The sequence below is a fragment of the Salmonella sp. SG203 genome (genome assembly GCF_013350575.1).
Lineage (GTDB): Bacteria > Pseudomonadota > Gammaproteobacteria > Enterobacterales > Enterobacteriaceae > Salmonella > Salmonella enterica.
Genome location: NZ_SNMT01000003.1, coordinates 241621 through 263782, shown reverse-complemented (window position 1 = coordinate 263782; position 22162 = coordinate 241621). Strand labels below are relative to the sequence as shown.

Here is a 22162-nt window from a genome sequence, read left to right as displayed (position 1 = left end):
CATCAGGCGTTTTGCCGGATGGCGCTGCGCTTATCCGGCCTACGGGAGGCATCATGGCAACGCATTTAAATCCACCACAAGAAGCCTCATATATGAAGAATGCGACGTTCTATCTTCTGGACAATGACACCACCGTCAACGGTTTAAGCGCCGTTGAACAACTGGTGTGTGAAATTGCCGCAGAACGTTGGCGCGCTGGCAAGCGCGTGCTGATCGCCTGCGAAGATGAGAAGCAGGCCATTCGGCTGGATGAAGCGCTGTGGGCAAGACCGGCGGAAAGTTTTGTCCCGCACAATCTGGCAGGCGAAGGCCCACGCGGCGGCGCGCCGGTTGAAATCGCCTGGCCGCAAAAACGCAACAGCAGCCCGCGCGATATTTTAATCAGCCTGCGTACAAGCTTTGCAGATTTTGCCACCGCTTTCACAGAAGTGGTAGACTTCGTCCCTTACGAAGAAACTTTGAAACAACTGGCGCGCGAACGCTACAAAGCCTACCGCGTGGCTGGTTTTAACCTGAATACGGCAACCTGGAAATAATGGAAAAGACATATAACCCCCAAGATATCGAACAGCCGCTTTACGAGCACTGGGAAAAGCAGGGCTATTTCAAGCCTAACGGCGACGAAAGCAAAGAGTCCTTCTGCATCATGATCCCGCCGCCGAACGTCACCGGCAGTTTGCATATGGGACATGCTTTCCAGCAAACCATCATGGATACCATGATCCGTTACCAGCGTATGCAGGGTAAAAACACCCTGTGGCAGGTCGGCACCGACCACGCCGGGATCGCGACCCAGATGGTGGTTGAGCGTAAGATTGCCGCTGAAGAAGGTAAAACCCGTCACGACTACGGCCGCGATGCGTTTATCGACAAAATCTGGCAGTGGAAAGCGGAATCCGGCGGCACCATTACCCGTCAGATGCGCCGTCTCGGCAACTCCGTTGACTGGGAGCGCGAGCGCTTCACCATGGACGAAGGTCTTTCCAATGCCGTGAAAGAAGTCTTTGTTCGCCTGTACAAAGAAGACCTGATTTACCGTGGCAAACGCCTGGTGAACTGGGACCCGAAGCTGCGCACCGCCATCTCTGACCTGGAAGTGGAAAACCGCGAGTCCAAAGGCTCGATGTGGCACATCCGCTATCCGCTTGCCGACGGCGCGAAAACCGCAGACGGTAAAGATTACCTGGTCGTCGCCACCACCCGCCCGGAAACTATTCTCGGCGATACCGGCGTGGCCGTGAACCCGGAAGATCCGCGCTACCAGAGTCTTATCGGTAAATTCGTTATTCTGCCGCTGGTTAACCGCCGCATTCCGATTGTTGGCGACGAACATGCCGATATGGAAAAAGGCACCGGCTGCGTGAAGATCACCCCGGCGCACGACTTTAACGACTATGAAGTCGGGAAACGTCACGCCCTGCCGATGATCAACATCCTGACCTTTGACGGCGACATTCGCGAAAGCGCGGAAGTGTTCGATACCAAAGGTGAAGAATCTGACGTTTATTCCAGCGAGATTCCGGCTGAGTTCCAGAAGCTGGAACGCTTTGCTGCCCGTAAGGCCATCGTTGCTGCCGTTGACGCGCTGGGCCTGTTGGAAGAAATTAAACCGCACGATCTGACCGTCCCTTACGGCGACCGTGGCGGCGTGGTTATCGAACCGATGCTGACCGACCAGTGGTACGTCCGTGCCGACGTGCTGGCGAAACCGGCGGTGGAAGCGGTTGAGAACGGCGACATTCAGTTCGTGCCGAAGCAGTACGAAAACATGTACTTCTCCTGGATGCGTGATATCCAGGACTGGTGTATCTCTCGTCAGTTGTGGTGGGGTCACCGTATCCCGGCATGGTATGACAACGACGGCAACGTCTACGTTGGCCGTACCGAAGACGAAGTGCGTCAGGAAAATAACCTCGGCGCCGACGTTGCGCTTCGTCAGGACGAAGACGTTCTTGATACCTGGTTCTCCTCCGCGCTGTGGACTTTCTCTACCCTCGGCTGGCCGGAAAACACCGACGCCCTGCGTCAGTTCCACCCGACCAGCGTGATGGTGTCCGGCTTCGACATCATCTTCTTCTGGATTGCCCGCATGATCATGATGACCATGCACTTCATCAAAGATGAAAACGGCAAGCCGCAGGTGCCGTTCCATACTGTCTACATGACCGGTCTGATTCGCGACGACGAAGGCCAGAAGATGTCCAAATCCAAGGGTAACGTTATCGACCCGCTGGATATGGTGGACGGCATCTCCCTGCCGGAACTGCTGGAAAAACGCACCGGCAACATGATGCAGCCGCAGATGGCGGAGAAAATTCGCAAGCGTACCGAGAAGCAGTTCCCGAATGGCATCGAGCCGCACGGCACCGACGCCCTGCGCTTTACCCTGGCGGCGCTAGCCTCGACCGGCCGCGATATCAACTGGGATATGAAGCGTCTGGAAGGTTATCGTAACTTCTGTAACAAGCTGTGGAACGCCAGCCGCTTTGTGCTGATGAACACCGAAGAGCAGGATTGCGGCTTCAACGGCGGCGAAATGACGCTGTCGCTGGCGGACCGCTGGATCCTGGCGGAATTCAACCAGACCGTTAAAGCCTACCGCGACGCGCTGGACAGCTTCCGCTTCGATATCGCCGCGGGCATTCTGTATGAATTCACCTGGAACCAGTTCTGCGACTGGTATCTGGAGCTGACCAAGCCGGTAATGACCGGGGGTTCCGAGTCTGAACTGCGCGGCACCCGCCATACGCTGGTCACCGTACTGGAAGGTCTGCTGCGCCTGGCGCACCCGATCATCCCGTTCATCACCGAAACCATCTGGCAGCGCGTGAAGGTCATTTGCGGTATTACCGCCGACACCATCATGCTGCAGCCGTTCCCGGAATATAACGCCGCACAGGTGGATGAAGCCGCGTTGGCCGATACCGAGTGGCTGAAGCAGGCGATCGTCGCAGTACGTAACATTCGTGCGGAAATGAACATCGCCCCGGGCAAACCGCTGGAACTGCTGCTGCGCGGCTGTAGTGAAGAAGCCGTTCGTCGTGTTAACGACAACCGTAGCTTCCTGCAAACCCTGGCGCGTCTGGAAAGCATCACCGTGCTGCCAGCCGATGACAAAGGCCCGGTTTCCGTGACCAAAATCATCGACGGCGCCGAACTGCTGATCCCGATGGCAGGCCTCATCAACAAAGACGATGAGCTGGCGCGTCTGGCGAAAGAAGTGGCGAAAATCGAAGGCGAGATTGCCCGTATCGAAGGCAAACTGTCCAACGAAGGTTTCGTCGCCCGTGCGCCGGAAGCGGTGATTGCCAAAGAGCGTGAGAAGCTGGAAGGTTATGCAGAAGCCAAAGCGAAGCTGATTGAGCAGCAGGCGGTTATTAGCGCGCTGTAATCTGAAAGCCTGATGGCGCTTCGCTTACCAGGCCTACACGTTCGCTTATTGACATGGCGCGATCGGTAGGCCGGATAAGGCATTCACGCCGCCATCCGACAACATGAATTATGGGCCGACGTAAACGTCGGCCTTTTTACATCAGATAAACGGGAAGTAAGGCATAATGCCACGAGAAATCCACATTAGCGGGCTGTTTTCCAGCGGCTTCTCATCATTGGTTAACTCAAGCGAATCCAGATCGCCCTGGACCTGTGTATTCTGCGCCAGCCAGCTCACCAGCCAAATTTTCAACCACGGATAAGCCAGCCCTAAGGTCACGCCGGAAATCACAAACACCACCAGTAACCGCCACAGCATACCGTGTGCAGTGACAGAGGAATGAAAACGAATCGAATCGTTCGCCAGTGACAAATTGTTTAAAAACAGGTTGCGTAACGCCACATATAAGTAACTGGTTACCACAATAATCGCGAGAAAATAGAGGAAATAACATGCCATTATCTGGCCATAATATTGCAGAATAAGCGCCCCTCCTGCCTGCGCATTCCCCATCATACTCAAAAGAATCATGTCGGTGAACACCGGCGCGATTAGATAACCAATCACGACAGCAAAAGGGAAAAGGGTCAACATTGCCAACACGCACCCTCTGATGCACGTTTTAACATTAACCTGAATCGAGAAACGATGAATGCCAAAGTTTGCGCCATTGCCAAACAAGGTCATCCATTTGCTGTAGGTAATACCGTTAATGACCCCTATCCCAATAATAGCCAGCAAACCGAGAAAAACGATATTGAACACTAAACCGCCGACGGCGATGGTTACCAGTGAGATAATATAAAGAACAATATAAAGCGCCACCATCAGGAGTACCGGGAGAGCGAACATGTACCACCAGGCGCGCCGCATGGAACACTGGAATCCAAAATGTACGCCATTAAGCGAAGTCATCATCGCCTGATACTGTAATCCTTTCACCGCCATAAAAGGAATAATCGCAATTAATAAGCCGAATAGCGTAAAACCGAGACCGGGATGACCGTGTTCAATAAGAGAGAGGCTAACAATATAAATAATAAAAACTAACAACACACTAATAAATAATGCGCCGCCCGTGGCTTTGTAAGCAAAAGGCTGATTGTTTAGCGTCATATTAGTATAAATATAACGTCGACATTTCACCATCGCCCACGGCGCATAGATTCCAAACGTGATACACGTCAACAAGAAATTCACAAGGCAAATAACAAAATACTTTCCGCCCTTGCCTGTAAACACCAACGTGTGATTATGGTTATCTTTACTACTGATAACGTTATTCATGAATCATATCCCTGAATTACAATCTATTAGAATTAATAATAAAAACCAGTAAATTGTTACTGATTTGACTACGATACTATTTTTGTTTAATTTTTCCGCCTTTTATTTTGTCTGATTCAGGATCTCCTTGCGCGTAACTCAAGACGGTGGTATTAAAGTAATCTATAAATAAATTTTAAAAATTGAGCCATATTATGAATAATGTCGCCTCGCCAACGCTCACGGTGCGCCGAATCACTACCGCCGACAATGCCGCTATTGCCCGTGTCATCCGTCAGGTTTCAGCGGAATACGGACTTACCGCCGATAAAGGTTATACCGTTGCCGACCCCAATCTGGATGAACTGTATCAGGTTTATAGCCAACCGGGCGCGGCCTACTGGGTGGTAGAGCAAAACGGTTGTGTGGTGGGCGGCGGCGGCGTGGCGCCGTTATCCTGTAGCGAACCAGACATTTGTGAACTGCAAAAAATGTATTTTTTACCGGTGATTCGTGGCCAGGGGCTGGCGAAAAAGCTGGCGCTGATGGCGCTGGATCATGCCCGTGAACAGGGTTTTAAACGCTGCTATCTGGAAACAACGGCTTTTTTACGCGAGGCGATTGCGCTATACGAACGTTTAGGATTTGAACATATTAGCGAACCGCTCGGCTGCACCGGACATGTCGATTGCGAAGTGAGGATGTTAAAGGATCTCTGAAAGCCAGGCGTTTATTTATCCTCGCCAGGTATTATTTTTGCTGATATAAGTAATCCCGGAAACATCCTGTTATCCGGGAATCACTTATTATTCAAGGAAGTTATAAATGAAACGCCTATTATCAGCAATTGTTTTCCCCGCTATGTTTATTAGTATATCTAATGTATATGCATTAGATATACAGCCCGGCGAATGGAAAATGGAAAATATAGAAATGCGCACCATCAATCCAGATACAAAAGAAGTATTAATGGATGAAAAAAATTCGGGCATAGCGACGCTTATGTGTTATACCCCTAAAATGTCTGAAGATTCTAAAAAAATGGTGAAGGGTTTTTCTACCAGTGCAGGCGGTTGCACGACAACATTTGTAGAAAGTACGGATACCAAACTGATCAATGAGACTGTCTGTAATAATCCTGATGTCAAATCGCACTCTATTGTAGAAACGACGAAAATAAGCGATACAGAATTTGCGATGACCATGAAATCGGATGTCGATGCAGGAGGTAATAAAACAACCTCCATCAACAAAATTAAACAAACCTTTGTTGGCAAGACCTGCTCTGAAGCGTCAAAAGGCGTGAAACAGTAAGTATTTCAACACAAGAACCCGTAGTGATGATGCAAAAAGGGCATTGTTCACGGTCACCTTTCGGGAATATAACACTGAGTGAGTTCTTTTTGCCTGCCGCAGGGCAGGCTTTACTCAGGACAGAATATCATGAAAATGACTTTTCCTGCTCGCCAGCAGTTTGATGCCGGGCGGATGACCACGCAGGTGGCGACAGCGTAAAAGATAAAAACGCTAATCTTTAATTTTACCCTTTATCCGGCGACTGGCACGCCGCTATGAAAACGAAACTCGCGGTCTGGCGACAAGATAAGGTCAGCTTCCACCTCGCCAAAATAGCGCACGCGCGCAGAAATGTCCTCGGCGGAAATCTGCTGCGCCAGCGCCAGGTAATCCTGATAATGCCGCGCTTCGGAGCGCAGAAGCGAGAGATAAAACGTCTGTAAATCCTCATCCAGCCAGGGCGCCAGAGCGGCAAAACGTTCGCAGGAGCGGGCTTCGATATACGCCCCGCAAATCAGCTTATCAATTAAGGTGAGCGGTTCGTGCGTGCGTACCGCTTTCAACATTCCTTTCGCGTAGCGGCTGGCGGTGATTTTCACATAAGGAATGTTTCTGGCCTGCATGACCTCGCGTACCTGCCAAAAATGGTGCAACTCCTCTTTAATCAATAACACCATACGGTCGATAAGCTGACGACCCCAAGGGTCATCAGTTTGCGGCATGGCGCTTTTGCTAATCTGTTTATGCAGGGCAACAAAATCCGGCTCCGGCCCCTGACGAAACGCGAACGCCTCGTAAGGTTGCAGCCAGGCGAGCAGCGCGTCAGCGCCCGATTTATCGGCGACATATTTACGCACCAACAGCAACGCGGTTTGCGCAGCCTTCAGTTCGCAGATCAAGTGATCGGTAAGCAGAAGAGGAAGATTTTGCGGATCGCGGGCCTGGACAATCCACGCCTGCGGCGTCGGGCAATGCAGGAAATTAAGCACCGGAGAGAGTATTTGCGGGTAATTCATACGTAACCTGTAAAAAAATACGACAGCAGACGCTGCCGTACCGTCATACTATGCAGCTTTAGTGACGCACGCCGTCGTCATCTTCATCGACATAATCGTCGTCGTCACCCTCTTCGCCATTAGGGTCTTCGAAATAGGTTCCCCAGCCGTCGTATTCGACATCATATTTTTCCGCCAGGTTCATCAGTTGCTCAACCTGAGCGTCGATGAGTTCGGCGTTCAACGCGCACTCGCTGAGGATGTCGCAACAAATAACCGTATCGCCCTCTTCCACTTCCAGCTCTTCCGGCTCCGTCACTTCATAGCCGAGTTTAAAGGCTTCTACCGCGGCTTTTTCCAACGTTTCGAAATCGTCAGCGGAAAGGTGATGCTCGATAGTGTACAGCGCATCCGGATCGCTGCCATCCTCAAGTAACTCTTCAATAATTAACCGCGTTTCTTCACGCTGCTCTTCCAGTAATTCCGGGTTTGCCATAGCTCGTTCCTCATAGATGTCCTGCCGATACTCTTATTGTCACATACCGCCGACGTTGCCTCCACCTTATCGAGAAAAGTTTTATCAAACAGGGTTGCAAATGAATAATCATCCATATAAAGTGAATTTTAATTCAATGAGAGGCCTAAGCCATGTGAGGGAAGTATGTCTACGTTTTACCAAAAACCTTTTTTAAAGTTACTTGATTTCACCGCCAGCGAGCTCACTGCTCTGTTGCAGCTTGCCGCCAAACTGAAAGCCGATAAGAAAAACGGTAAAGAAGAACAAAAGCTGGTGGGTAAGAATATTGCGCTCATCTTCGAAAAAGACTCGACCCGGACACGATGCTCTTTCGAAGTTGCCGCATACGATCAGGGGGCGCGCGTGACGTACCTGGGTTCCAGCGGGAGCCAGATCGGCCATAAAGAGTCCATCAAAGATACTGCCCGCGTCCTGGGCCGGATGTTTGACGGTATTCAGTATCGAGGATATGGCCAGGAGATCGTCGAAACGCTGGCTGAATATTCCGGTGTGCCGGTATGGAACGGTTTAACCGATGAGTATCACCCAACGCAATTACTGGCGGATCTGCTCACCATGCAGGAACATCTGCCGGGTAAAGCCTTTAACGAGATGACGTTGGTCTATGCCGGAGACGCGCGTAATAACATGGGTAACTCCATGCTGGAAGCCGCCGCGTTAACAGGATTGGATCTCCGTCTGGTCGCGCCAAAAGCCTGCTGGCCGCAAGCCGCGTTAGTGGCGGAGTGCAGCGCCATGGCGAAAAAGAACGGCGGCGCCATCACCCTGACCGAAGATATCGCCTCAGGCGTAAAAGGCGCGGATTTTATCTATACCGATGTTTGGGTCTCTATGGGCGAACCCAAAGAGAAATGGGCGGAGCGTATTGCCCTGCTGCGTGATTATCAGGTCAACAGCCAGATGATGGCGTTAACCGGCAATCCGCAGGTTAAGTTCCTGCATTGTCTGCCTGCGTTCCATGATGACGAAACCACGCTCGGCAAAAAAATGGCCGAAGAGTACGGTTTACATGGCGGGATGGAAGTGACCGACGAGGTTTTTGAGTCTGCGGCCAGCATTGTCTTTGATGAAGCGGAAAACCGAATGCATACCATCAAAGCAGTAATGGTAGCGACGCTGTCTAAATAATGTCGTGATGATGCCGGATGGCGGTTGGCCTACAAGATCGCAACGTGCAGGCGCCGCCATCCGGCACAAAATATTACGCCATCAGCATTTTCACAACCGCTTTACGTACCCGCGCCGGTTCTCCCACCGCGCACAGGGGCTTATGCACTTCGCCGGGATAAAACACCACAAAGTCGCCTTCGTTCAGGACGACGGTTTTCTCGTCGACGCTCGTCGGTAAAAATGCAATGTCTTTATCCGCCAGCCAGTCCGTGTGCGGCGTTCCCGCAGGCCGGGTACTGAATGCCATCCCTTCCTGACCTTGTAGCACAATCTGAATATCAAGATAACGGGCGTGATACTCTGCGCTGCGCGATTCGCCCGGCTCCGTCATATTTTCAGAAATCATATAAAACAGCCTGTCGCCGTCAATGTCATACTTACCTGGCGCGGTCGTTGCCGTGACATGCGCATTGACGTGCTCAATCGCCTGCCGTAACGCCGTCGGCAGCCAGGCCTCCAGATGTTCAATATTGCCAATAATCATCGCATCCCCTTAGTTAAAACAGCGTTTTATTTTTCTCTTTATACGAGAAAAATGGCTGCCATACTACCCTTACTCTCATCGATTTTGCGCCAGCGCATGTTTATCGCCAGCGGTGTTTATATATTGTTAATAGTTCGCCCAACTTTATGCAGTACCTATGCATAAACCCCAGCGGCGCCAAATTGCCATCACTAACAACGCTTTGATATTAAAGGCGTTAACATAAAAACGTTTTAGCGATCACAATTCGCTCTCCCTGCATAAATGACTTCTATATCCATAGTTATTTTTAAATTATTTAAATATCCCCGATAATAAAATCCCCCTCACGCATAGTTATGCAACCATTAAAAATAATCATTTTATTTTCAATGAGTTAAGATTTAAATATCATTCAATACAACAAACAAATAATTAACAATAAAAAAATAACAAACCATATAGCTGCGTAGTAATTCATTTAATGCCTTATTGTTTTTTGAATTTCTCTGACCCGGCTCATATATTAAGTAAGAAAAATAGCACTCCTTGATTGATGTGAATCTCATCACATTAACAACCCAAATAAAATTCAATCATTGCTCCCGAATTTAACTGAAACGCCGCGACTGCAAGCACGCTAAATATTTGCAGCCACTCCTTCTTTATTCTTGAAATTATGTAAAAGGTATAATGATGGAAAAGCATTTTGTCGGTTCTGAAATCGGTCAATTACGCAGCGTAATGTTGCATCGGCCCAATCTCAGCCTAAAAAGACTTACCCCTTCAAATTGTCAGGAATTACTTTTTGACGATGTATTATCCGTAGAGCGCGCTGGCGAAGAGCATGACATTTTTGCCAACACGCTGCGCCAGCAAGGGATAGAAGTGTTGCTGTTAACCGACCTGCTCACCCAAACGCTGGATGTGGCTGACGCTAAAGCCTGGCTACTGGATACGCAAATTTCCGATTATCGCCTTGGGCCCACCTTTGCCGCAGATATTCGCGCCTGGCTGGCGGATATGCCGCACCGTGAACTGGCTCGCCATTTAAGCGGCGGTTTAACTTACGGCGAAATTCCCGCCTCCATAAAAAATATGGTGGTCGATACTCACGATATTAATGACTTTATTATGAAGCCATTACCGAATCACCTATTTACCCGTGACACGTCCTGCTGGATATATAACGGCGTCTCAATTAACCCCATGGCGAAACCTGCACGCCAACGTGAAACGAATAATTTACGTGCTATTTATCGCTGGCATCCTCAATTCGCAGGCGGTGATTTCATTAAATATTTCGGCGACGAGGACATTAATTACGACCACGCCACTTTAGAGGGCGGCGATGTGCTGGTGATTGGCCGCGGCGCGGTGTTGATCGGTATGTCTGAACGTACTACGCCGCAGGGCGTCGAGTTCCTGGCGCAGGCATTGTTTAAACATCGTCAGGCGGAACACGTCATTGCCGTTGAACTGCCAAAACATCGCTCCTGCATGCACCTTGACACCGTCATGACCCACATTGATATCGACACCTTCTCCGTCTATCCGGAGGTCGTTCGCCCGGACGTTCAGTGCTGGACGCTGACGCCAGACGGACGCGGCGGTCTGAAACGAACCCAGGAGAGCACGCTGGTTCATGCTCTTGAAAAAGCGCTTGGCATCGATCAGGTGCGCTTAATCACCACTGGCGGCGACGCATTTGAAGCTGAGCGCGAACAGTGGAATGACGCCAATAACGTGCTCACCCTGCGTCCCGGCGTGGTGGTGGGCTATGAGCGCAACATCTGGACCAACGAAAAATACGACAAAGCCGGCATTACCGTCCTTCCCATTCCCGGCGATGAACTGGGTCGCGGGCGCGGAGGCGCACGCTGCATGAGCTGTCCACTGGAACGCGATGGTATTTAAAGGAGACGTTATGGAAAACAAACGCACACTGGTCGTCGCGCTGGGCGGCAATGCGCTGCTCAAACGCGGCGAACCGCTGGAGGCTGATATTCAGCGTAAAAATATCGAACTGGCGGCCAGAACCATCGCCCAGCTTACGCGGCAATGGCGCGTGGTGTTAGTGCACGGCAACGGCCCACAGGTAGGACTGCTGGCGCTACAAAATAGCGCCTACGCTAACGTTACGCCCTACCCGCTCGATATTCTCGGTGCGGAAAGCCAGGGCATGATTGGCTACATGCTGCAACAGGCGCTGAAGAATCATCTGCCGGAGCGCGAAATCAGCGTCCTGCTCACCCAGGTCGAAGTCGATGCCAACGACCCGGCATTCCTCAATCCAACCAAATATATCGGACCGATTTACGACGAAGCGCAGGCCCGTGCGTTACAGGCAGAAAAGGGCTGGGTATTCAAAGCCGACGGTAACGCCTTCCGCCGCGTTGTGCCCTCCCCGCAGCCGAAACGCATTGTGGAAAACGATGCCATCCGCGCGCTGATTAACCGCGATCACCTGGTTATCTGTAACGGCGGCGGCGGCGTGCCGGTCGTGGAAAAAGCCGATGGCTACCACGGTATCGAGGCGGTGATCGACAAAGATCTGTCCGCCGCCCTACTTGCCAGCCAAATTCACGCCGACGCGCTGCTCATTCTGACCGATGCCGACGCGGTGTATCTCGACTGGGGCAAGCCCACCCAACGCCCGCTGGCGCAGGTTACGCCGGAGCTGCTTCGTGAAATGCAGTTCGACGCCGGTTCGATGGGCCCGAAAGTGACCGCCTGCGCTGAGTTTGTCAGCCATTGCCGCGGCATTGCCGGAATCGGCTCGCTGGCGGATGGGCAAGCCATTCTCGCGGGCGAGAAAGGCACTTTGATTCGGTGTGAAACCGCCGACGTTGACGCATAAGGCTTTTTACCGGATGGCGGCTTCCGCCTTATTCGGCCTACAGAGCGCGCATAACCGTGGGCCGGATAAGCGCAGCGCCATCAGGCAATTCATTTTAACAAGGATATTGTAATGGTTATTTCACTGAAAAATCGTAACTTTTTGAAGCTGCTTGACTACACCCCGGCGGAAATCCAACACCTCATCGATCTGGCTATTGAGCTGAAAGCCGCAAAAAAAGCCGGATGCGAAAAGCAAACGCTGATCGGCAAAAACATCGCGCTGATTTTTGAAAAAACCTCTACCCGCACCCGATGCGCGTTTGAAGTCGCCGCGTTCGACCAGGGCGCGCAGGTGACTTATCTCGGCCCAAGCGGCTCGCAGATCGGCCATAAAGAGTCCATGAAAGATACTGCTCGCGTCCTGGGGCGGATGTATGACGGCATCGAATATCGCGGATTTGGTCAACACATTGTGGAAGAGCTGGGGGAATACGCGGGCGTTCCCGTCTGGAACGGCCTGACCGATGAATTTCACCCCACACAGATCCTGGCCGATCTGATGACCATGCTGGAACATGCGCCGGGCAAAACGCTGCCGGAACTGAGCTTCGCCTACCTGGGCGACGCGCGCAACAACATGGGCAATTCGCTGATGGTGGGCGCGGCGAAGATGGGCATGGATATCCGTCTGATAGCGCCAAAGTCCTTCTGGCCTGATGCCGCGCTGGTCGCGCAGTGCCGGGAAATCGCCAGCGTTACCGGCGCTCGTATCACCTTAACGGAGAGCGTTGAAGACGGCGTTCACGGTGTGGATTTCCTCTATACCGACGTCTGGGTCTCGATGGGAGAACCCAAAGAAGCCTGGGCGGAGCGCGTCAGTCTGATGACGCCATATCAGGTCAACCAGCAGGTGGTAAACGCTACCGGTAATCCAGATGTGAAGTTTATGCACTGCCTACCCGCCTTCCATAACGAGCACACCAAAGTGGGACGCGAAATCGAAATGGCTTACGGCCTGAAAGGACTGGAGGTCACGGAAGAGGTGTTCGAGTCCGCAGGCTCGATAGTCTTCGATGAAGCGGAAAACCGGATGCACACCATCAAAGCAGTCATGGTGGCGACGCTCGGCGACTAATCCCACAGGATATGCGCCCTCGCGGCGCATATCCGTGATATCAGGAGAGAACATCATGGGTAAATTTAAATTTCCCACCGCTTATACCATCCTGTTTATTCTTATTGCCCTGGTCGCGGTGATGACCTGGATTGTGCCGGCGGGAAAATACCAAATGGCGATGAACGCCACGCTGGGAAAAGAGGTGCCGGTGGCGGGAACGTATGCCCCCGTGGACGCGCATCCGCAAGGGATTACCGCTGTTTTACTGGCGCCGATTGACGGCCTCTATAACCACGAAACCTACACCGCCGGCGCCATTGACGTCGCGCTGTTTGTCTTGATTATCGGCGGCTTTCTGGGGGTGGTGAATAAAACGGGGGCGATTGATGCCGGTATTGAACGGGTAACTATCAAACTCAACGGCAAAGATGAGTGGATGATCCCCATTCTGATGGCGCTGTTCGCCGCAGGCGGCACTATTTATGGCATGGCGGAGGAGTCGTTGCCCTTCTACACGCTGCTGGTACCGGTCATGATGGCGGCCCGCTTCGATCCGTTAGTGGCGGCGGCAACCGTACTGCTCGGCGCAGGGATAGGCACGCTCGGTTCGACCATTAACCCTTTCGCCACGGTCATTGCCGCCAACGCCGCCGGCATCCCTTTTACTCAGGGAATGCTGATGCGCGTACTGCTGTTAATTGTCGGCTACGTACTGTGCGTGTTTTGGGTAATGCGCTATGCGCGCAAAGTCCGCGCCCATCCTGAGCTTTCTATCGTGGCGGATAAAATGGAGGAAAATCGCGCTCATTTTCTCGGCAATCGCGCCAATACACTGCTGGAGTTTACGGCTACCCGGAAATGGGTGCTGCTGATCTTCGCCGCCTCTTTCGCGGTGATGATTTACGGCGTGGCGGTTCTCGGCTGGTGGATGGCGGAAATCTCCGGCGTCTTTCTGGCGGCGGCGATTATCGTTGGCGTGATAACGCGGATGGGTGAGGAAGCGTTTACCAGTACCTTTATCGACGGCGCGCGGGATTTGCTCGGCGTGGCGCTAATTATTGGTATCGCGCGCGGCATTGTGGTGGTCATGGATAACGGTATGATTACCCACACCATTTTGCACAGCGCGGAAAGTCTGGTTTCCGGCCTCTCTACCACTATTTTCATAAACGTAACCTACTGGCTGGAAGTATTGCTCTCCTTCCTGGTGCCCTCCTCTTCCGGTCTTGCCGTATTGACGATGCCCATTATGGCGCCGTTAGCGGATTTTGCCCACGTACAGCGGGATTTGGTCGTAACCGCCTACCAGTCGGCCTCCGGGATTGTGAACCTGGTTACTCCCACCTCCGCCGTGGTCATGGGCGGTCTGGCAATCGCGCGGGTTCCCTATATCCGCTATCTGAAATGGGTCGCGCCGCTGTTGCTGATCCTGACATTGCTGAATATGGCGGTACTGAGCATCGGAGCGATGATGTAACGAGCCAGATGGCGACGCGTCTTATCCGACAGGACTGATAAGCACAGCGCCATCAGGCACGCCGTCACCTTTTTTGATCGGCTTCTCATTTTCCTGCAAAACCGCCCGATTGATCCGCAATCGATGTGACAAATGTGATGAATTTCGCCAGTCCGTTGATATTAATAATAAAGATAAGGTGCATTTATGAAGGAATACGATGATTACTCCGCCAAAGAACAACAGCAACTGGCGGTTTGTCAGCGCCTGATTAGTGAAAAAAGTTACCTGTCCCAGGAGGAGATTCGCCGCGATTTACAAAATGAGGGATTTGAAGGTATCAGCCAGTCTACGGTTTCGCGCCTGCTCAAGCTGCTGGGCGCAATAAAAATCAGAAATACGAAGGGACAAAAGATTTATTCCGTAAATCCCCAGCGGCGTCCTTCGCCGGATGCCGGACGTTCAATAGCTGAAATGGTCGTCAGCGTTGAACATAATAGCGAATTTATCCTTATCCATACGGCGGCAGGTTATGGTCGCGCCGTCGCGAGAATTCTGGATTACCACGCATTGCCGGAAATTCTCGGCGTCGTTGCCGGTAGCAGTATTGTCTGGGTCGCACCACGGGTCGTTCAGCGTACGGCGCTGGTACACAAACAAATTAATTATTTGCTTAAAATGAATTTAAATTCATAAGAACCGTTTGCGATGAGTAAATCATGCATTAATTCGCTTGATCCCCAAACAGAGCTGAGTATAATCGCGGACAATTTGCCGGGAGGAAGCATGGTTCAGTGTGTACGACATTCTGTCTTACCGCGTCTGAAAAAGGACGCAGGCCTGCCGTTTTTCTTTCCGTTGAAAACCAATACCAAGCCCCTCAATTGAGGGGCTTTTTTTTGCCCAGGCGTCAGGAGATAAACATGGCTAACCCGCTATATCAAAAACATATCATTTCCATAAACGACCTCAGCCGCGACGATCTTAATCTGGTACTGGCCACGGCGGCGAAATTAAAAGCCAACCCGCAGCCGGAGCTATTGAAACATAAAGTGATCGCCAGCTGCTTTTTCGAAGCCTCCACGCGTACCCGCCTGTCGTTTGAAACCTCAATGCATCGCCTGGGCGCCAGCGTAGTGGGCTTCTCCGACAGCGCCAACACGTCGCTGGGGAAAAAAGGAGAAACGTTAGCCGACACGATCTCAGTGATTAGCACTTACGTGGACGCGATTGTGATGCGCCATCCGCAAGAAGGCGCGGCACGTCTGGCGACGGAGTTTTCCGGTCAGGTGCCGGTGCTCAATGCGGGCGACGGTTCGAACCAGCATCCGACGCAGACCCTGTTGGATCTGTTCACCATCCAGGAAACGCAGGGCCGTCTGGATAACCTGCATATCGCGATGGTCGGCGATCTGAAATATGGCCGCACCGTGCATTCGCTAACCCAGGCGCTGGCGAAATTTAGCGGCAACCGTTTTTATTTTATCGCGCCGGACGCGCTGGCGATGCCGCAGTACATTCTGGATATGCTTGATGAAAAAGGGATGGCCTGGAGCCTGCATGGTTCTATTGAAGAGGTCATGGCCGACGTCGACATCCTCTATATGACTCGCGTACAGAAAGAGCGTCTCGACCCGTCGGAGTACGCCAATGTGAAGGCGCAGTTTGTTCTGCGCGCCAGCGACCTGAACGGCGCGCGTGAAAATATGAAAGTGCTGCACCCGCTGCCGCGGATTGATGAAATCACCACGGATGTGGATAAAACGCCACACGCCTGGTACTTCCAACAGGCGGGCAACGGTATTTTCGCTCGCCAGGCGTTACTGGCGTTAGTACTGAATAGCGAACTGAGTCTGTAAGGGAGAAAAACGATGACACACGATAACAAACTGCAGGTTGAAGCCATTAAATGCGGCACCGTGATTGACCATATCCCTGCGCAGGTAGGCTTTAAACTGCTGAGTCTGTTTAAATTGACCGAGACCGATCAGCGAATCACTATCGGTCTGAATCTCCCGTCTGGCGAGATGGGGCGTAAAGACTTAATCAAAATAGAAAACACCTTTCTCACCGAAGAGCAGGTTAACCAACTTGCTCTGTACGCGCCGCAGGCCACCGTTAACCGCATCGACAACTACGACGTAGTCGGGAAATCACGCCCCAGCCTGCCAGAGCGTATTAATAATGTGCTGGTTTGCCCGAACAGCAACTGCATCAGCCACGCGGAACCGGTATCCTCCAGCTTTGCAGTGAAAAAACGCGCCAATGATATCGCCCTCAAATGCAAATACTGTGAAAAAGAGTTTTCGCATAATGTGGTGCTGGCCAACTAATGGGGGTTGGTTATGAGATCCCGGCTCCCTATAATGAGCGGGGACATTCTATTACCGCTGTAATTCAGGAGAAATCATGAGCAAAACTATTGCGACGGAAAATGCACCAGCAGCAATCGGCCCATACGTACAGGGCGTTGACCTGGGTAGCATGGTAATCACTTCCGGTCAGATCCCGGTCGATCCGAAAACCGGTGCCGTAGCGGAAGACGTATCCGCTCAGGCACGTCAGTCGCTGGAAAATGTTAAAGCTATCGTGGAAGCCGCTGGCCTGAAAGTAGGCGACATTGTGAAAACGACCGTCTTCGTGAAAGACCTGAACGATTTCGCGACCGTCAACGCCACCTACGAAGCCTTCTTCACCGAGCACAACGCCACCTTCCCGGCGCGTTCCTGCGTGGAAGTTGCCCGTCTGCCGAAAGACGTGAAAATTGAGATTGAAGCGATCGCTGTTCGTCGCTAAGCGCCGGACGTTATCCCCGCCGGGCGGCGCAAGTTTGCCCGGTTCGGGGCACCAACAGCCATGGAGAGGCGGCAATGGTAAGATCGCGTTTTACCGAGGAACAAATAGCCGATTTTCTGCAACAGTCGAAAAACGGCGTACCGAATAAGGCGTTGTGCGAAGAATATGGATTTAGCAACAGCACGCTCCGTCGCTGGCAGGAGAAACATGCTGAAAGCATACGCCAGGAATTAAAACAGATAGAATCTACCGCGAAGATAGTCTTTTTATGCTTCATTGTCGCAGCCATATTGCTTACCCTTATGTTTCCTAAACCCACTGGCGCCTTAGCGATTCCTCCTTACTTAGTTTATTGCGTTAGCTATATTCGCCGCTTTCGTCGCATATCTGCAAAACATATCCGGCGGTGGGACATCTCCTCCTCTCGTTCTGGCTCGGGAGCAGAGAATGTATTTTACAAACTTAGCTGGACATTCCTCTTTTTTATGCCTGCATATAGCATTCTACAGTTGCTTGAATAAGCCCTGAAATTTAAAGATAAAGCCGATCGCGTAAAACTTGTCGAGCTTTACGGGCATCTGGTTTGGTTAGCGATATCGGGGATTAAGCACGCTGGCGAATCCCCGACGAAAGTGTTTACTGCCAGCCATAACGTCGGCTGTAAAAACCTTTCACCAACTGGGTTAACGTCATATAGCCCGCCAGAATAGCAATCAGCCACGGGAAATAGCTTAACGGCAGCGCCTGCAACTGCAGGTAAGACGCCAGCGGCGAAAACGGCAACGAAACTCCCACGACCATCACCAACAACGTCATCGCCATCAGCGGCCAGGCGGCGCGACTTTGAATAAACGGCAGACGACGGGTACGGATCATATGCACAATCAGCGTTTGCGATAGTAATCCCACCACAAACCAGCCGGACTGGAACAAGGTTTGCGTTTCTGGCGTATTCGCATGAAATACCCACCACATCAGACAAAAGGTCAAAATGTCGAAAATCGAGCTGATCGGACCGAAAAAGACCATAAAGCGCCCCAAATCCGCCGGATTCCAGCGCTGCGGCTTTTGAATTTGTTCTTCATCGACATTATCAAACGGAATCGCCACCTGGGATACATCGTACAGCAGGTTTTGAATCAGCAAGTGCAGCGGCAGCATTGGCAGGAACGGCAAAAAGGCGCTCGCTACCAGCACGCTAAACACGTTACCGAAATTTGAGCTGGCCGTCATCTTGATATATTTCAACATATTAGAAAAAGTACGACGACCTTCAATGACGCCTTCTTCCAGCACCATCAGGCTCTTTTCCAGCAGGATAATATCGGCCGCTTCACGGGCGATGTCCACCGCGCCATCTACCGAGATACCAATATCCGCTGCCCGCAATGCCGGGGCATCGTTAATCCCGTCGCCCATAAAACCGACCACATGCCCCTCGCGTTTGAGCAAAGTGACGATGCGCTCTTTATGCATCGGCGTCAGACGCGCAAACAACGTCGTACGGGCGGCCAGCGCCGCCAGCGCGTCGTCGCTTAACCCTTCAATATCACTGCCAATAATGACATCGCCCGCATCCAGCCCAACTTCATGGCAAACTTTCGCCGCTACCAGCTCGCTGTCGCCGGTGAGAATTTTCACCGTAATTCCGCTCGCCTTCAGCGCTTTCAGCGCCGGCGCGGTGGTCTCTTTCGGCGGATCGAGAAAAGCAATATACCCTTCCAGGATCAGGTCAGACTCATCGATACGTTGGTAATCGCCCTCACGCGCAGGCAGGTATTTGGTCGCGACGGCGACCACGCGTAGCCCCTGACGGTTCAGCGTGTCGGTAACGCGTTTCACCCGGCGCAGCATATTGTCGTCCAGCGGCACAATATCGCCGTTGTGGCGCACCTGAGTACACACGTTCAGGATCTCCTGTAGCGCGCCTTTGCAAACCAGTTGATGCACGTTCGAATCTTCGGCGACCACCACTGACATCCGGCGACGCTCAAAATCAAACGGAATCTCATCGATTTTCTGCCAGCGTCCGGAGAGCTGACGCGCGGCGGTTTCGTCTACTCCCTCCAGGACTGCCGTATCCAGTAAATTTTTTAGACCGGTCTGATAATGGCTGTTCAGCCAGGCGCAATGCAGTACATGCTCGCTGGGCTTACCAGAAATATCCGTATGATTTTCCAGCACAATTTTGTCCTGCGTCAGAGTGCCGGTTTTATCGGTACACAGAATATCCATCGCGCCGAAGTTCTGAATCGCGTCAAGGTGCTTCACGATAACTTTCTGTTTCGAGAGCTTCACCGCCCCGCGCGCGAGGGTAGAGGTGACGATCATCGGCAACATTTCCGGGGTGAGTCCTACCGCGACCGAGAGCGCAAATAGCGCCGCTTCCCACCAGTCACCTTTCGTATAACCATTAATAATCAGTACTACCGGCGCCATGACCAGCATAAAGCGGATCAGCAACATACTGACGCGGCTAATTCCTTTCTGGAAAGCGTTCTGCTCGTTATCTTGTTCCGACACGCGCCCCGCCAATTGACCAAACCAGGTGTCGGCGCCGGTCGCCATCACCACGGCCTGCGCCGTTCCGCTCACGACATTTGTCCCCATAAAGCACAGCGTGTCGCACTCAAGCGGGTTATTTTGCCGGGGCTCACGCGTCGTGGCGACTTTCTCGACCGGCAGAGATTCGCCGGTCAGCGACGCCTGGGCGACAAACAGATCGCGCGCCTGGATAATCCGTAAATCCGCCGGGATCATATCCCCCGCCGCCAGTTTAATAATATCGCCGGGCACCAGTTGATCGATGGGTAACTCCAGCCAGGCGTTTTCGCCATTTTCATTAATAACCCGCAGTACGGTAGCGGTATTGCTCACCATCGCTTTTAGCGCGTCCGCCGCTTTCGTCGAGCGCGCTTCCTGCACAAAATTCAGCAGCGTTGAGATACCGACCATCAGGGCGATAACGCCTGCGGCAAACAGATCCTCCGTGGCATAAGAAATGCCGCCAAGAATCGTAAGTAAGATGTTGAAAGGATTGCGATAACATACCCACAGATGCACCCACCATGGCGAGGGTTTCTGTGCCGGAAGGCGGTTTTCGCCATGCTTTTCACGCGCGCGCGTCACCTCGGCGACGTTTAATCCCTCCGGGTGCGTATCAAAAACGCGCCAGAGCGTCTCCTGCTCCATTGCCGCGACTTTCAGACAGCGCTCGCTCAGCGAAGGCGGGATAGTCGCATTTACCGCGGTCTGCGCGCCGGGCAGCGGATCGCGGTGAACCAGACGATAAGGCAAATGACGATTAAGCCGGGCAAAAAGCTGGCGGGTAATGGTTTTTAGCATAGGTAATCCCTCCGCGCCGAAGTCAGGCGCAGAAAATTCTTCAGGCGCGGCAAAGCCTTGCCCGATGAGCAATGTTTAAATAAAAACAGGGACGTTATTGTGTCACTGTCTTACACACCGGTAAGACAGCAGAGGCAGGCTTACCGGAAAAGGAAAATTCTCCATCGCGGGAGAGGGGTGGGTTCAGGGTCCATGTCGCCTCCGGTAAGTAAATAATTTGCGCCGCGGATTATACGCATAAATCCATAAGTTTTGTGGCAATTATGGCGGTATCATACCGTTACGTAATTAAACCAACGATAAACCAGACTTTGCCCATTGCCCTTCGCTTGAGTAAAGTTACTCTTTTTATCACCATCAGCGTCACGCCACGGGAAAACAGGATGCAAAACCGGCTCACTATCAAAGACATCGCCCGCCTGAGCGGCGTAGGGAAATCAACCGTTTCCCGCGTGCTTAACAATGAAAGCGGCGTAAGCGAACGTACCCGCGAGCGTGTCGAAGCGGTGATGAATCAACACGGTTTCTCTCCGTCCCGCTCCGCCCGCGCGATGCGGGGACAAAGTGATAAAGTGGTCGCTATTATCGTCACTCGCCTTGATTCGTTGTCTGAAAACCTCGCGGTTCAGACCATGCTGCCTGCGTTTTACGAACAGGGCTACGACCCTATTATGATGGAAAGTCAGTTCTCGCCGACGCTGGTAATGGAACATCTGGGCATGCTCAGACGACGTAACATTGATGGCGTGGTGCTGTTTGGCTTTACCGGCATCACAGAAGAGTTGATCGCCCCCTGGAAAGCCTCGCTGGTGCTGCTGGCAAGAGATGCGCAAGGTTTTGCCTCCGTCTGTTACGACGACGAGGGCGCGATTCATATCCTTATGCAGCGGCTGTATGAGCAAGGACACCGCAACATTAGCTTTCTGGGCGTTCCCCATAGCGATATTACCACCGGCAAACGTCGGCATGACGCATACCTGGCGTTTTGCAAAAAACATAAACTTCATCCCGTCGCCGCCCTGCCCGGTCTTGCCATGAAGCAGGGTTATGAGCATACGGCAAGCGTCATCATGCCGGATACCACCGCGTTAGTCTGCGCTACCGATACGCTGGCGTTGGGCGCCAGCAAGTATTTACAGGAGCAACGTATTGAAACGCTGCAACTGGCAAGCGTCGGGAACACGCCGCTGATAAAATTCCTGCACCCGGAGATCGTCACTGTCGATCCTGGCTATGCTGAAGCCGGACGGCAGGCGGCTTCGCAGCTGATCGAACAGATCAATGGCCGCTGCGATCCGCGCCGGATCGTCATTCCTTCTACCCTCGCCTGAGTGACTGATTAAACGGAATACCACGAGTAATTTGTGATCTTCGCCGTGTTTCGGGAACGTTCCCATTTTTAAACCAACGTTGAAGAGCTACTCTTGCGCCAACCCATAACTTACC

The 22162-nt window shown here is 52.2% G+C and carries 22 protein-coding genes and 2 pseudogenes; 17 read left to right on the top strand and 7 right to left on the bottom strand.

The genetic code is table 11. The features are described from left to right. Nucleotides 1-92: 92 nt before the first annotated feature. Entirely contained in the window at nucleotides 93-536 is a 444-nt protein-coding gene (gene holC / locus HV477_RS07285) for a DNA polymerase III subunit chi (protein WP_001523689.1), read from the top strand. After that, nucleotides 536-3391: a valine--tRNA ligase gene (locus HV477_RS07280; RefSeq protein WP_023226989.1), complete on the top strand. Its 2856-nt coding sequence runs from the start codon at nucleotides 536-538 to the stop codon at nucleotides 3389-3391. The genes holC and HV477_RS07280 overlap by 1 nt, the downstream gene beginning before the upstream one ends. Before the next feature lie 141 nt (nucleotides 3392-3532). Here HV477_RS07280 and HV477_RS07275 read toward each other — a convergent pair whose 3' ends face one another. Then, nucleotides 3533-4720, bottom strand: a complete 1188-nt coding sequence (locus HV477_RS07275; protein ID WP_001066968.1) for a YjgN family protein — start codon at nucleotides 4718-4720, stop codon at nucleotides 3533-3535. A gap of 194 nt (nucleotides 4721-4914) precedes the next feature. Between HV477_RS07275 and HV477_RS07270 the strand changes: the two genes are divergently transcribed. Both HV477_RS07270 and HV477_RS07265 read left to right on the top strand, forming a co-directional pair. After that, nucleotides 4915-5418, top strand: coding sequence for a GNAT family N-acetyltransferase (locus HV477_RS07270; RefSeq protein WP_001519079.1), 504 nt, complete (start codon nucleotides 4915-4917; stop codon nucleotides 5416-5418). 106 nt (nucleotides 5419-5524) lie between these two features. Continuing rightward, the gene (locus HV477_RS07265; protein WP_000826193.1) at nucleotides 5525-6013 is read left to right on the top strand and encodes a DUF3617 domain-containing protein; all 489 of its coding nucleotides are present in this window, start codon (nucleotides 5525-5527) and stop codon (nucleotides 6011-6013) included. Nucleotides 6014-6246: 233 nt separating this feature from the next. Here HV477_RS07265 and miaE read toward each other — a convergent pair. Together miaE and rraB are read right to left on the bottom strand one after the other, a co-directional pair. Continuing rightward, nucleotides 6247-7058, bottom strand: a pseudogene (gene miaE / locus HV477_RS07260) (tRNA isopentenyl-2-thiomethyl-A-37 hydroxylase MiaE). An 11-nt stretch (nucleotides 7059-7069) separates the two neighbouring features. After that, the gene (gene rraB / locus HV477_RS07255) at nucleotides 7070-7486 is read right to left on the bottom strand and encodes a ribonuclease E inhibitor RraB (protein WP_000002940.1); all 417 of its coding nucleotides are present in this window, start codon (nucleotides 7484-7486) and stop codon (nucleotides 7070-7072) included. 16 nt (nucleotides 7487-7502) lie between these two features. Here rraB and HV477_RS28980 point away from each other — a divergent pair, with 16 nt between their 5' ends. After that, entirely contained in the window at nucleotides 7503-7682 is a 180-nt protein-coding gene (locus tag HV477_RS28980) for a hypothetical protein (RefSeq protein ID WP_371045364.1), read from the top strand. Continuing rightward, complete coding sequence (argF, locus tag HV477_RS07250) at nucleotides 7652-8656, top strand: ornithine carbamoyltransferase (RefSeq protein WP_000103041.1); 1005 nt, start codon at nucleotides 7652-7654, stop codon at nucleotides 8654-8656. Before HV477_RS28980 ends, argF (HV477_RS07250) begins: the two co-directional genes overlap by 31 nt. Nucleotides 8657-8729: 73 nt before the next feature. On the opposite strand, the gene HV477_RS07245 is transcribed toward argF (HV477_RS07250), so the two are convergent. Beyond that, nucleotides 8730-9182, bottom strand: coding sequence for a YhcH/YjgK/YiaL family protein (locus HV477_RS07245; RefSeq protein WP_000583455.1), 453 nt, complete (start codon nucleotides 9180-9182; stop codon nucleotides 8730-8732). A gap of 675 nt (nucleotides 9183-9857) precedes the next feature. Between HV477_RS07245 and arcA the strand changes: the two genes are divergently transcribed. The 5 genes from arcA (at nucleotide 9858) to HV477_RS07220 (ending at nucleotide 15271) form a co-directional block, all read left to right on the top strand. After that, nucleotides 9858-11078, top strand: a complete 1221-nt coding sequence (gene arcA / locus HV477_RS07240) for an arginine deiminase (protein ID WP_000410842.1) — start codon at nucleotides 9858-9860, stop codon at nucleotides 11076-11078. A 10-nt stretch (nucleotides 11079-11088) separates the two neighbouring features. Continuing rightward, nucleotides 11089-12021, top strand: a complete 933-nt coding sequence (gene arcC, locus HV477_RS07235; protein WP_079898729.1) for a carbamate kinase — start codon at nucleotides 11089-11091, stop codon at nucleotides 12019-12021. 111 nt (nucleotides 12022-12132) lie between these two features. Continuing rightward, nucleotides 12133-13137, top strand: coding sequence for an ornithine carbamoyltransferase (gene argF / locus HV477_RS07230; protein WP_000237031.1), 1005 nt, complete (start codon nucleotides 12133-12135; stop codon nucleotides 13135-13137). A 55-nt stretch (nucleotides 13138-13192) separates the two neighbouring features. Beyond that, nucleotides 13193-14596 carry a YfcC family protein gene (locus HV477_RS07225; RefSeq protein WP_079898730.1) on the top strand — a complete coding sequence of 468 codons (1404 nt, stop codon included), beginning with the start codon at nucleotides 13193-13195 and terminating at the stop codon, nucleotides 14594-14596. 186 nt (nucleotides 14597-14782) lie between these two features. Continuing rightward, entirely contained in the window at nucleotides 14783-15271 is a 489-nt protein-coding gene (locus tag HV477_RS07220) for an arginine repressor (protein WP_000666051.1), read from the top strand. On the opposite strand, the pseudogene HV477_RS07215 reads toward HV477_RS07220, so the two are convergent. Then, nucleotides 15241-15382, bottom strand: a pseudogene (locus tag HV477_RS07215) (hypothetical protein). The gene HV477_RS07220 and the pseudogene HV477_RS07215 overlap by 31 nt on opposite strands. Here HV477_RS07215 and pyrL point away from each other — a divergent pair. The 5 genes from pyrL (at nucleotide 15362) to HV477_RS07190 (ending at nucleotide 17892) form a co-directional block, all read left to right on the top strand. Beyond that, nucleotides 15362-15463 (top strand): pyr operon leader peptide, encoded by a 102-nt coding sequence (pyrL, locus tag HV477_RS07210; RefSeq protein ID WP_000249504.1) that lies wholly within the window; start codon nucleotides 15362-15364, stop codon nucleotides 15461-15463. The pseudogene HV477_RS07215 and the gene pyrL sit on opposite strands and share 21 nt — an antisense overlap. 35 nt (nucleotides 15464-15498) lie before the next feature. Next, nucleotides 15499-16434 carry an aspartate carbamoyltransferase gene (pyrB, locus tag HV477_RS07205; protein ID WP_000013055.1) on the top strand — a complete coding sequence of 312 codons (936 nt, stop codon included), beginning with the start codon at nucleotides 15499-15501 and terminating at the stop codon, nucleotides 16432-16434. 12 nt (nucleotides 16435-16446) lie between these two features. Next, nucleotides 16447-16908, top strand: coding sequence for an aspartate carbamoyltransferase regulatory subunit (pyrI, locus tag HV477_RS07200; protein WP_017465841.1), 462 nt, complete (start codon nucleotides 16447-16449; stop codon nucleotides 16906-16908). A gap of 76 nt (nucleotides 16909-16984) precedes the next feature. Further along, complete coding sequence (gene ridA / locus HV477_RS07195) at nucleotides 16985-17371, top strand: 2-iminobutanoate/2-iminopropanoate deaminase (protein WP_000047544.1); 387 nt, start codon at nucleotides 16985-16987, stop codon at nucleotides 17369-17371. A gap of 74 nt (nucleotides 17372-17445) precedes the next feature. After that, nucleotides 17446-17892 carry a transposase gene (locus HV477_RS07190; RefSeq protein ID WP_079898731.1) on the top strand — a complete coding sequence of 149 codons (447 nt, stop codon included), beginning with the start codon at nucleotides 17446-17448 and terminating at the stop codon, nucleotides 17890-17892. Nucleotides 17893-18007: 115 nt separating this feature from the next. On the opposite strand, the gene mgtA is transcribed toward HV477_RS07190, so the two are convergent. Continuing rightward, nucleotides 18008-20716 (bottom strand): magnesium-translocating P-type ATPase, encoded by a 2709-nt coding sequence (gene mgtA / locus HV477_RS07185; protein ID WP_079898732.1) that lies wholly within the window; start codon nucleotides 20714-20716, stop codon nucleotides 18008-18010. A gap of 140 nt (nucleotides 20717-20856) precedes the next feature. Beyond that, nucleotides 20857-20910 (bottom strand): mgtA regulatory leader peptide MgtL, encoded by a 54-nt coding sequence (gene mgtL, locus HV477_RS28975; RefSeq protein ID WP_099374030.1) that lies wholly within the window; start codon nucleotides 20908-20910, stop codon nucleotides 20857-20859. Between the two features lie 189 nt (nucleotides 20911-21099). Here mgtL and treR point away from each other — a divergent pair, with 189 nt between their 5' ends. Next, nucleotides 21100-22047 (top strand): trehalose operon repressor TreR, encoded by a 948-nt coding sequence (gene treR, locus HV477_RS07175; RefSeq protein WP_001181297.1) that lies wholly within the window; start codon nucleotides 21100-21102, stop codon nucleotides 22045-22047. The last annotated feature ends 115 nt before the right edge of the window (nucleotides 22048-22162 follow it).